The 11,537-nt window shown below is 64.8% G+C and carries 9 protein-coding genes and 1 pseudogene; 5 read left to right on the top strand and 5 right to left on the bottom strand.

Going from position 1 to position 11,537, the window contains the following annotated elements; translation table 11 throughout:
* The 5 genes and pseudogenes from RWT78_RS23695 to hemE form a co-directional block, all read right to left on the bottom strand.
* Positions 1-255 (bottom strand): annotated as a pseudogene (locus RWT78_RS23695) (YbaB/EbfC family DNA-binding protein); the annotation flags it as partial.
* 82 nt (positions 256-337) lie between these two features.
* Positions 338-2,614, bottom strand: a complete 2,277-nt coding sequence (locus tag RWT78_RS23690; RefSeq protein WP_314681364.1) for a molybdopterin guanine dinucleotide-containing S/N-oxide reductase — start codon at positions 2,612-2,614, stop codon at positions 338-340.
* Positions 2,615-2,668: 54 nt separating this feature from the next.
* Positions 2,669-3,364 carry a hydrogen peroxide-dependent heme synthase gene (hemQ, locus tag RWT78_RS23685; protein WP_019748269.1) on the bottom strand — a complete coding sequence of 232 codons (696 nt, stop codon included), beginning with the start codon at positions 3,362-3,364 and terminating at the stop codon, positions 2,669-2,671.
* Between the two features lie 4 nt (positions 3,365-3,368).
* Positions 3,369-4,730 (bottom strand): protoporphyrinogen oxidase, encoded by a 1,362-nt coding sequence (locus RWT78_RS23680; protein WP_165638346.1) that lies wholly within the window; start codon positions 4,728-4,730, stop codon positions 3,369-3,371.
* Positions 4,727-5,824 (bottom strand): uroporphyrinogen decarboxylase, encoded by a 1,098-nt coding sequence (gene hemE, locus RWT78_RS23675; protein WP_030536874.1) that lies wholly within the window; start codon positions 5,822-5,824, stop codon positions 4,727-4,729. The genes RWT78_RS23680 and hemE overlap by 4 nt, the downstream gene beginning before the upstream one ends.
* A 168-nt stretch (positions 5,825-5,992) precedes the next feature.
* Here hemE and RWT78_RS23670 point away from each other — a divergent pair, with 168 nt between their 5' ends.
* The 5 genes from RWT78_RS23670 to RWT78_RS23650 all read left to right on the top strand — a co-directional run.
* Positions 5,993-6,583 carry a DUF3000 domain-containing protein gene (locus tag RWT78_RS23670; protein ID WP_003942604.1) on the top strand — a complete coding sequence of 197 codons (591 nt, stop codon included), beginning with the start codon at positions 5,993-5,995 and terminating at the stop codon, positions 6,581-6,583.
* 60 nt (positions 6,584-6,643) lie between these two features.
* On the top strand, positions 6,644-8,050 hold the full coding sequence (locus RWT78_RS23665; protein ID WP_314681357.1) for a wax ester/triacylglycerol synthase family O-acyltransferase: 1,407 nt from the start codon (positions 6,644-6,646) through the stop codon (positions 8,048-8,050).
* A gap of 11 nt (positions 8,051-8,061) precedes the next feature.
* Positions 8,062-9,351, top strand: a complete 1,290-nt coding sequence (locus RWT78_RS23660) for a ribonuclease D (RefSeq protein ID WP_007732879.1) — start codon at positions 8,062-8,064, stop codon at positions 9,349-9,351.
* Between the two features lie 161 nt (positions 9,352-9,512).
* Entirely contained in the window at positions 9,513-10,733 is a 1,221-nt protein-coding gene (locus RWT78_RS23655) for a thiolase family protein (protein WP_314681355.1), read from the top strand.
* Positions 10,734-11,537 (top strand): enoyl-CoA hydratase/isomerase family protein (locus RWT78_RS23650; RefSeq protein ID WP_314681354.1); only part of this gene is annotated, 804 nt, incomplete at its 3' end. It lies immediately after the preceding gene.

The following is an 11,537-nucleotide window of genomic DNA, read 5'->3' as shown; positions in this document are numbered from 1 at the left end:
ATTCCCCAACGCTGCCGGCGAATGCTTGGCGTAAGAACTCCCCGAGAGATCGACTCCCACCACCGCCCCCGAGGCGTCGACGACGATTTCCACGCTGCCGTCACTCGAACGCGCGCTCGCCGTCGCTCGAGCGATCCTCTCCTGCAAGTCCGCCAGCGATCGAGTCCGCTCCAACAGAACGTGCTGCATCGAATCGATCTGAGCCCGAAGTACTTCGACTTGCCCCCGCATCGAACCAACATCCGCTGCACTCACGATGGCCCCCACCTTCGATAGATCGTGACACCTGATTCAGGCGCTCACGAGGTTCGACGCGAGAGGTGGCCGATCGGTTCCGTCAGCGTGAACGAAGCACGGGCGGATCGAATGCCTTGACCGGCGGCAGGGCCCCGTCGAATTTCTCGATCTGCACCAGAACGTGCTGGCCGGTGCACCCGTGCGAGAGTGACGACGTACCGATGTCCGGTGTCAGAACGTTGGGATTGCCGTGCACACACAGAGAGTCGGGATCGGCAGGATCGAGCGGGTCGTACCAGGCACCGGTGGAAAGTTGGACGACGTCGCTCCGCAAGTCCGAGTCGACGATCACACCAGCAAGGCACGCTCCGCGATCGTTGAACACCCGCACCACGTCTCCTGCCGAGACGCCGCGCGCGGCCGCTGCATCGGGGTGCATACGAATCGGCTCGCGTCCCTGAATCTTCGACGCCTGGCTCGCAGCGCCGTGATCGAGTTGGCTGTGCAGACGCGTCTTGGGCTGATTGGCGATCAGGTGAAGCGGGAATTGCGAGGCTCGCGGTCCACCCAGCCACTCGTCGGGCTCGTACCAGCGCGGATGCCCGGCGCAGTCGTCGTAGCCGAAGGACTCGATGGTCTCGGAGAAGATCTCGATCTTCCCACTCGGAGTCGAGAGCGGATATTTCTCGGGATTCTCACGGAAGTCACCGAAGAGCACGAGGTTGTCTTCGGTTCGCATCCGGTAGTGCCCTTCTGCCCAGAAGTCCTCGAACGTCGGTGTGTTGCCGCCGTCTGCATCGACGAACGGTCGCCATTGACCGTAGAGATGCTCGATCCACTCCTGTGAGGATCGCCCCTCGGTGAACTGTTCCCCGAATCCGAGCGCAGAAGCCAGAGCGGCAAACGTGTCGTAGTCGTCACGCGAGTTCTGGAAAGGTGGAACGACCTGCTGCATCGCGACCAGTAGCGGGTCGTTTCGAGTGCAGCTCAGGTCATTTCGTTCGAGCGAGGTGGTCGACGGGACCACGATGTCGGCGTTGCGGGCCATCGGCGTCCAGTACGGATCGTGAACGACGATCGTGTCCGGACGCGCAAATGCCCGTCGCAACCTCGGGAGATCCTGATGGTGGTGAAACGGATTGCCACCGGCCCAATAGACCAACCGGATGTCGGGATAGGTCAAGCGTCGGCCGTCGTAATCGAACTCCTCCCCGGGCGAAAGCAGCAGGTCGGAAATCGCGGCTACCGGAATGAAATCCGACACCGGATTCACACCTTGCGAGAAGGTCGGCAAGGGATACGGCACCGGAGCCAGACCCGGCTCGTTCATCGAACCGTAGCCGTGCCCGAAACCTCCACCCGGAAGCCCGAATTGGCCGAGCATCGCTGCGAGTGTCACGCCCATCCACGGTGCCTGTTCACCGTGTTTGATGCGTTGCAACGACCACGTGACGGTCACCAGCGTCCGGCCAGACACCATTCTCCGAGCCAGGTCGGTGATGAACTCCGCCGACACACCGGAGATCTTCTGCGCCCAGCGCGGATCCTTCGCTACACCGTCGGAACGTCCGAGCAGGTAGTCCTCGAAGCGTTCGTAACCGACGCAGAAACGGCCCAGGAAATCGCGATCGTGCAGGTCCTCCGACGCCAGGACAAACGCCAGGGCAAGCATGATTGCAACGTCGGTTCCCGGAACGGGTGCGATCCACTCGCAGTCACCCTCGACGTCGTCACGCAACGGACTGAAGGAGACGATCTTTCCGCCGCGGGCACGAAACGCGTCGAGCGCCCCGCGCGTCGGATGATCACTCGTACCACCGGCATTGACTCCGGTATTCTTGATCGGCACTCCCCCGAACGAGACGAGGAGATCGGAGTGCTTCGCGATGACGTCCCACGACGTGGAGCGCGCGAACAACTTCCAGTGCGTTCCGACCACACGCGGCATGATGACGCCGGTGGCACCGAGCGAGTAGCTGTGAACTGACTTGGTGTATCCACCCAGCTGATTCAGAAATCGGTGAACTTGGCTCTGCGCGTGATGGAATCGGCCGGCGCTGGCCCAGCCGTACGAGCCGCCGAAGATCGCGTTGTTTCCGTGCGCGTCGACCACGCGACGCAGTTCACGCGAGAGGAGTTCGGTCAGTTCGTCCCAGGAGACCGAGACGAATTCGTCGGCTCCGCGTCGGTCGCTGGGACCAGGCCCGTTCTCGAGCCAACCGCGGCGCACCGCCGGGCCCGAAACGCGAGCCCGACTGCGCACCGAACCGGCGAGGTTCCCGAGCATCGGCGAGGGATTCGAATCACCCTCGTACGGATGCACGGCGGTCACCTCGCCTGCGACCGATTCGGCGGTGAACATTCCCCAATGGGACATGTGTTGACGACGCCGGTTCGGTGCAGTTGTCACAGAAACTACTTTCGAAGTAGATCAGGGTAGGGAAAGGACCAGCTTCTCGATGTCCACGCGCGGCCCGGTGAAGAACGGCACCTCTTCGCGAACGTGCAAGCGAGCTTCGGTGGCACGCAGATCGCGCATCAGATCGACGATACGGATGAGCTCAGGCGCTTCGAACGCGAGAATCCACTCGTAGTCCCCCAGAGCGAAGGCCGGGACCGTGTTGGCGCGAACGTCCTTGTACGAACGAGCAGCCATACCGTGATCGGCGAGCATCTTGCGACGCTCCTCGTCGGGGAGCAGGTACCACTCGTACGAGCGGACGAACGGGTAAACGCAGATGTAGTCGCCCGGATCCTCACCCGCGATGAACGAGGGCACGTGGCTCTTGTTGAACTCCGCGGGGCGGTGCACCGCCGAGTTACTCCAGATGGGAGCACTGGCCTGTCCGAGGACGGTGGTGCGGCGGAAATCCGCGTACGCGGCCTGCAGTTCCTCGATGCTGGCCGCGTGGGTCCAGATCATGAAGTCCGCGTCGGCGCGCAAGCCGGCGACGTCGTAGATGCCGCGAACCACGACGCCCTTGTCTTCGAGACCCTCGAAGAACAAGCGGGCGTCCTTGACCGCAGCTTCCCGATCATCGCCCAGCACACCGGGTTCCACCTGGAACACGGAGAACATGAGGTAACGGATTTCAGAGTTCAGTTTGTCGAAATCAAGGCGTGCCATGGGTCTATCGTGCCACTCGCTCGAATATCCGTGTAGCCGCCGTCGTGCCGACTGCGACACACGCCGGAACCCCGACGCCGTGCAGCCACGACCCGGCCAGGGCGAGGCCGTCGAACTGCGTCATCCCGGACTCGATTTCAGCCACGATTTTCGTGTGACCTGGGGCGTATTGGGGAAGACCTCCGTGCCACCGCTGTACGAAGGTCGCGCCTGGCTCCTCGGTGATTCCGGTCACGGTCTCGAGATCGGCGCGCGCGAAGTCGATCAACTCACCATCCGGCCGGTCGACGATCTCCGATGCACCGAATCGACCGAACGACACCCGAACGAGGTGCTCACCGCGATCAGCGAGGTGTGTCCACTTTCGGCTCGACAGCGTGAACGCCTTGGCGGTCAGGTCGGCGTCGGTGGCTACCAGGATTCCTGAATTCTGCGGAAGTTCGACCTGCCCGGACAACCGGAGCGCCACCACCGCGGACGACGCCAGTTCGATCCGAGCGACGGTACTCGCAACATCCGCATCGACTCCGGCCAACAGCGCCGCCGCGCGCGGCGCCGGGACGGCCAGAATCACCGCGTCGACGCTTCCGAGCGGATCGACGTTCCAACCAGCCCCGTCGCTGCGCAACCCAGAAGCCTCGCCACGGACGAAGGTCGCGTCGGCGGCCTGCTGCAGCGCATCGAGCAGGATGCCGTACCCGTCTCTGAGCGCTCCGAACACCGGCCCCGGTGCAGGCGTCGGCAATGCGGCTGCGACTGCATCCGTGAGGCTCCGAGAGCCCGCATCGAGGGCCGCAGCGAGTGTCGGCAAAGCTGCACGCACGCCGATGGTCTCCGCCAGCCCCGAGTACACCCCACCGAGAAGCGGATCCACCGATCGGCTGACCACCTGATCACCGAATCGCTGCGAAACCAGTTCGGCAACACTGCAATCGGAACCGCGGGTCCACTCCAGCGGGACGCCGGCCTCGGCCGCTATGCGCGCCAGGGTCTGCTCGTCGACAAGATCTCGAACCGACTCCGCCGAAGCCGGGATTCCCATCAGGGTTCCGGTCGGCAACCGATTCAGTGAGCCCTGAGACCAGATCAACGGACTCAGGCCCGCGGGATAGACGATCTGATCGGTCAGTCCCAGCTCGGCGAGAAGCGCGGGAACCTCGGGCCGACGAGCGATGAAAGCCTCGGCACCGATGTCGATCGGTCCGCCGCCCAGATCAATCGTTCGCAGCTTCCCGCCCAGCCGCGGTGAGTCGTCGACGATCGTGATGTCGGCCTCGGAGCCCAGACTGCGCCGAAGCCGGTACGCGGCAACCAGACCGGAGATTCCGCCTCCGATCACCGCGACCGACGGCCGAGTCGTTGTCACAGCGAGTGCACCAGCTCCACCGCCGAGGTGATCGCCGTGGGATCGGTGTCGGGAAGAACTCCGTGGCCGAGGTTGAAGATGTGGCCGATGGCACCGGCCTCGATCGCGCGGTCCCCTTCGGCGGCGATCCGGCGCACCTCGCGATCGATCACCTCGGGGCCCGCGAACAGTACGGCGGGATCGAGGTTGCCCTGCAGTGCCTTGCCAGGACCGACACGACCAGCCGCGACGTCGAGCGGGATCCGCCAGTCGACACCCACGACATCGGCGCCTGCCTCCCCCATCGCGCCGAGGAGTTCACCGGTTCCGACACCGAAGTGGATGCGCGGAACGCCGGCAGCAGCAACCTCGGCGAATACGCGCTCGGAATGCGGGAGAACAAATTCCCGGTAGTCGGCCAGCGAGAGCGCGCCGGCCCACGAGTCGAACAGCTGGACCGCGTCGACGCCCGCCTTGAGCTGCGCCTGCAGGAAGCAGATCGTGGTGTCGGCCAAACTTCCGAGCAACGCGTGCCAGGTCTTCGGATCGGAGTGCATGAGCGCTTTGGTCTTCTCGTGGTTCCGGCTCGGACCACCTTCGACCAGATACGACGCCAGAGTGAACGGCGCTCCGGCAAAGCCGATCAGCGGCGTGGAGCCCAACTCGGTGGTGAGAAGCCGAACGGCCTGTGCGATTGCGCCTACCTCTTCGGGGACCAGTCGCGGGAGTGCTGCAACGTCGGCGATGGAGCGAATCGGATTGGCGACCACCGGTCCGACGCCGGCAACGATGTCGAGATCGATTCCCGCGGCTTTGAGTGGAACGACGATGTCCGAGAACAGGATTGCCGCGTCCACGTCGTGACGGCGCACCGGTTGCATCGTGATCTCACAGACCAGCGCCGGATCGAAACAAGATTCCAACATGCCGATCCCGGCGCGGATCTCGCGGTACTCCGGCAACGAACGCCCGGCCTGACGCATGAACCACACCGGCCGTCGACTCGGAGTGCGTCCGGTCGCCGCGGCAAGCAACGGTGCGTCGGGCAAGACTCGCCGAGCGCTGTATTCCGCCGACCCGGTAATGCCTGAATTCATGTTGTCCAACCCGCTCATCAGTCCTCGCGCTCTCCGCCAACGTGTGTCTTCGATCGACTCAATGCTGCCACGTCCCACACTCGGGATCGGACACCCGAGCGGTTCGTGAGCGGCCACACACCCGAGCCACTCTCGGTCGGCGCGCCTCCACCTCCCCGCCCGCATCCCCGACTAACGTCCTGACCTGTGACGACATCCGGATCGACAGCCGACCCGGCCGAGTTCCGTGCCGCCGTGGAGGCGATGACCGCTGCGCGGGTTCGGCCCGAGATAGAGGTCGGTCCCATCCGCCCGCCGCAGCGTCTCGCTCCGTACAGCCACGCGGTGGGGGCCGAGGTTCTCCACCCGGACTCCGACGTCGTGGCCGAGCAGTCCGAAGGTGACGCTTTCGGCCGCCTGATCCTGTTGTTCGATCCGGACGGCGACGAGGCGTGGAACGGCACCATGCGGTTGGTGGCGTATATCCAGGCCGATCTCGACGAAGCCGTCGCCGCGGATCCACTACTTCCCGAAGTAGCCTGGAGTTGGCTGGTGGACGCTTTGGAGGCCGGACCGGAACCTTTTGTGGCCCTGGGCGGTACGGTCACAGCTACAACTTCCGTGCGGTACGGCGACATCGCCGGGCCTCCGCGAGCCCATCAACTGGAGTTGCGAGCGTCCTGGACTGCAACTTCGTCCGAATTGGCTCACCACGTCGAGGCTTTCTGCGAGGTTCTCGCGTACGCGGCGGGGCTTCCGCCTGCCGGGATAACCACGCTGTCGCGGCAGAACGACTGACTCTGCTATTCGTTTGAGCATTCCCCCGGAAAAATACTAGAACCTGTTCTAGAATGAGTCATGCAACGTCTCAGCGGACTCGACGCGACCTTCCTCTACTTGGAAACACCGACCCAGCTATTGCACGTTTGTGGACTTGTCCTGCTCGACCCCACGACCATCCCGGGCGGCTACGACTACCGGAAGCTGCTTCGCGAGTTGGACTCGCGGATGGCCACCATGCCGACCTTCCGGCGCAAACTCAAAGATTCCCGTCTCAATCTCGACTACCCCGTATGGGTCGACGATCACGATTTCGACATCGAGCGGCACTGCCACCGGACCGCGGTACCTGCTCCCGGCACACACGCGGAACTGGCAGAGCTCGCCGGACACATCGCGAGTCAACCGCTGGATCGTTCCCGACCGCTGTGGGAGATGTGGGTCATCGAGGGACTTGCCGACGGACAGATCGCCGTCATGTCGAAGATCCATCACAGCGCTGCCGACGGTGTCACCGGCGCGAACATCCTGGCTCAGCTGTGCAGTCTCGAACCGGATTCACCGGCGCTCGTGGATCCCACAGCACAGGGTGCGGGCGACGCGGGAACGCTGGACATCGCCATCGGCGGACTCATGGCCGTCATCGCCCGACCCGCAAGAATTGCCCGTCTGGTCCCGGGCGGAATCGCCATGCTCCCGAAGTGGGTGACGCGTGCACGAAAGGGTGAAGCGATGCCTGCTCCGTTCACCGCGCCGCGGACCTCGTTCAACGGCGCGATCACCGGTCACCGCAACGTCGCGTTCAGCCAACTCGATCTCGCGAAGGTCAAAGCCGTCAAGGACCGTCACGGCGTCAAGGTCAACGACGTGGTTCTCGCGCTCTGCGCCGGGGCACTGCGTAAGTATCTGGAGGACCGGGACGAACTGCCGGAGGACTCCCTCGTCGCCATGGTGCCGGTGTCGGTCCACGGCAAATCCGATCGTCCGGGCACGAACCAGATCTCGGGCATGTTCACGCAACTCGGCACCCAGATCGCCGATCCGGTCGAACGCCTGCACGCAATCAGCGATTACAACGCCACCTCGAAGAACCACAACGAGGCTCTGGGCGCGAACATGCTCCAGGATTGGTCGCAGTTCGCTTCGCCGGCGGTGTTCGGCGCCGCCATGCGCGTGTACTCGTCGCTCAAACTCGCCGAGCGTCACCCCGTCGTGTCCAACCTGGTCGTGTCGAAGGTGCCTGGACCGCCGGTCCAGCTCTACTTCCTCGGGTCCCAGATCAAGGGACTGTTCCCGCTCGGCCCGGTCTTGCACGGAGCAGGTCTCAACGTGACGGTGATGTCTCTCGACGGAAAACTCGACGTCGGCATCGTCAGTTGCTCCGATCTGGCCCCCGAATTGGACCAGCTCGCGCAAGGTTTCGGAGCCGCACTCGACGAACTGTTCGACGCTGAGGTGACAACCCCGGCCCCGACTGCGACGTAGAGTCAGTGACCATGTCCGAAGTCACCGATGATGCAACCGAGCCCACCTCCGACGTAGTTCCGCTGCTCGTTCCGCGTGACGGAGTTCCGGACGTCATCACCACTGCCGCCGGTGTCGCCGACGCCGCGGCCGCGCTGGCCTCCGGCCACGGCCCGCTCGCCGTGGACGCCGAGCGCGCATCCGGATTCCGCTATTCGGCACGGGCGTACCTGATCCAGCTTCGACGCGAAGGAGCAGGATCGTTCCTGCTCGACCCGATTCCGACAGCGCAAGACCTGCAGCCGTTGGCCGAGGTGATCAACCCGTTGCAATGGGTGCTGCACTCTGCCGATCAGGATCTCCCCGGCCTCGCCGAACTGGGCCTGACGCCGGCCGAGCTGTTCGACACCGAACTGGCCGGACGACTGGCCGGGTTCGAGCGAGTCGGACTCGCCGCGATCGTGGAACGAACCCTGCGAGTGGAACTTCGCAAGGGTCACGGGGCTGCGGACTGGTCGACACGTCCGCTGCCGGACGCCTGGTTGAACTACGCCGCCCTCGACGTCGAAGTGCTTCTCGAACTGCGCGACGCAATGGAAGCCGAACTCGAATCCCAAGGCAAGCTCGAGTGGGCGAAGGAAGAGTTCGAGTACATCCGTCTGGCCGGCCCGCCCAAACCCAAACCGGACCGCTGGCGTCGTACGTCGCACATCACCTCACTCAAGACCACCCGTCAGTTGGCGGCGGTACGGGCGCTGTGGCAGGCGCGCGAGGATCTCGCACGCAAGCGCGACGTGTCTCCGAGTCGGGTTCTTCCTGACTCCGCGATCATCGATGCCGCTCTCAAAGATCCTCGGTCGCTGGATGCGCTCCGCTCGCTTCCCGTCTTCGGCGGACCACGTCAACGCCGGTATTCGCGTATTTGGATGGACGCACTGGAAGCCGCGCGCAGGCTCCCCGACAGCGAGCTTCCGCCGAAAACCCCGCCCATCGTCGGGCCGCCCGCTGCCGGCCGTTGGGCCCGCCAGGATCCAGCGGCGGCTGATCGGTTGACCGCGGCGCGCGCAGCACTGTCGGACCTGAGCAAAGAGGTTTCGGTGCCCGTGGAGAATCTGCTCCAACCCGACCTGGTCAGGCGCCTGTGCTGGGACTGGAAACTGGAACCCGACTCGGACATCGCCGAAGTCGAGAGTGCGATCGAGACCAAGCTCACTTCCGGTGGCGCACGTGGCTGGCAACGCACTTTGACCGTTCCCGTCCTCGCCGAGGCACTGAACTCCGTGGTCCCGGCCGAGCCCGAAGTGGAAGAGCCGGAATCCTGACCTGACCCCGGTGTGAGGTTGGAGCAATTCGGCACGTTAAGTTACCGGTCAGTAATGGGCAGTAGTACGCTCGATACGAGGCCGGACGCCTGGCCGTGATCGCCGAACCAACGTCTCACCGCCCTTCGGTGCGGTGGGCAGCTCCATCAGGAGGAATTCGCGTGGCTCCATCCACAAACACCCCACGCAACGTCGTCTTCGTCGACGGCATTCGCACCCCGTTCGGCAAGGCCGGCCCGAAAGGCATGTACGCCGACACGCGCGCAGACGATCTCGTCGTCAAGGCGATTCGTGAGCTGCTTCGCCGCAACCCGCAGCTCGATCCCGCACGGATCGACGAAGTTGCCGTTGCAGCCACCACGCAGACCGGCGACCAGGGCCTGACCATCGGCCGCACCGCTGCGATCCTCGCCGGTCTCCCCGAAACCGTTCCAGGATTCGCCATCGACCGCATGTGTGCCGGCGCGATGACCGCCGTCACCACCACCGCGTCGGGCATCGGCTTCGGCCAGTACGACGTCGTGATCGCCGGTGGCGTCGAGCACATGGGTCACCACCCGATGGGTGAGGGCGCAGACCCCAACCCGCGTTTCCTCGCCGACCGCCTGGTCGACCCGAGCGCCCTCGTGATGGGTAACACCGCCGAAAATCTGCACGACCGGTTCCCGACCATCACCAAGGACCGCACGGACGCCTACGCCGTCAACAGCCAGAACAAGTACGACGCTGCCAAGAAGGCCGGCTTCATCGCCGACACCCTGGTCCCCGTCGCCACCCGCAGTTCCGCGGGCTGGGGTCTGGCCACCGAAGACGAGCCGCCGCGCCCCGGAACCACCGTCGAAGATCTCGCGAAGCTCAAGACGCCGTTCCGCCCGGCCGGACGCATCACCGCCGGTAACGCAGCCGGACTCAACGACGGTGCCACCGCAGCACTGCTCGCCGGTGAGGACACCGCAGCCGAGCTCGGCCTGCCGGTCGGCATGCGCATGGTGGGCTTCGCCTACCAGGGCGTCGACCCCGCCGTCATGGGCATCGGCCCGGTTCCCGCCACCGAGAAGCTGCTGGCTCGCACCGGCCTCAAGATCGAGGACATCGGACTGTTCGAGATCAACGAGGCGTTCGCGGTTCAGGTTCTCGCGTTCCTCGAGCACTACGGCATCGCCGACGACGACCCGCGCGTCAACCAGTGGGGCGGCGCCATCGCGTGTGGCCACCCTCTCGCTTCCTCGGGCGTTCGCCTGATGACGCAGCTCTCCCGCCAGTTCGCGACGCGTCCCGACGTGCGCTACGGCTTGACCACCATGTGCATCGGCCTCGGCATGGGCGGCACCGTCATCTGGGAGAACCCGAACCACGCTGACTACCAGGCAGGAGTCAACTAAATGTCTGATATTGCAACAGCATTCGCCGACGAGGTCGTGACGAACGCCTACACGAAGATCATCTCGGTCCCCGGCATCGAGGGCCCGTTTGCACTGATCACCCTCGACAACGGCTTCGACCACACCAAGCCGTCGTCCTTCGGTCCCGGTGGACTCGCAGCATTCGACGCCGCCCTCGACGAAGCCTTTGCCGCCAACCCGGTTGCCATCGCCGTCACCGGCAAGCCGTTCATCTTCGCCGCCGGCGCGGATCTCAAGGGTGTTCCCGCGATCACCTCTCGTGAGCAGGGACTCGAGCTGGGCCGCTTGGGCCACAAGGTGTTCCGACGCCTCCGTGAGTCCGCCGTTCCCACGTTCGCCTTCATCAACGGCGTCGCCCTGGGCGGCGGCCTCGAAGTAGGCCTGCACAGCCACTACCGCACGGTTGCCGCCAACGCGGGCGCGCTGGGCCTTCCGGAAGCATTCCTCGGTCTGGTCCCCGGTTGGGGCGGAACGCAGTTGCTCCCCAACCTCGTCGGCCCGTCGAACGCCGTCTCCGTGGTTATCGAGAACTCGCTGAACCAGAACAAGGTGCTCTCCCCCAAGAAGGCACTCGAACTCGGCGTCGTCGACGTCGTTCTCGATTCCGCCGACTTCATCGAGCAGTCCCTCGACTGGGCGTCGCAGGTCCTCGCCGGCACAGTGACCCCCGCTCGCCCCGAGATCGATCGTGGCCAGGGCTGGGACGACGCGATCGCTCGCGCGAAGGCGATCGTCGACGGCAAGACCAAGGGCAACGCTCCCGGCGCCGTCAAGGCCGTCGAG

Source organism: uncultured Rhodococcus sp. (assembly GCF_963525155.1).
GTDB classification, from domain to species: Bacteria; Actinomycetota; Actinomycetes; order Mycobacteriales; family Mycobacteriaceae; genus Rhodococcus_F; species Rhodococcus_F qingshengii.
This window is presented reverse-complemented; position numbering and strand designations above follow the sequence as displayed.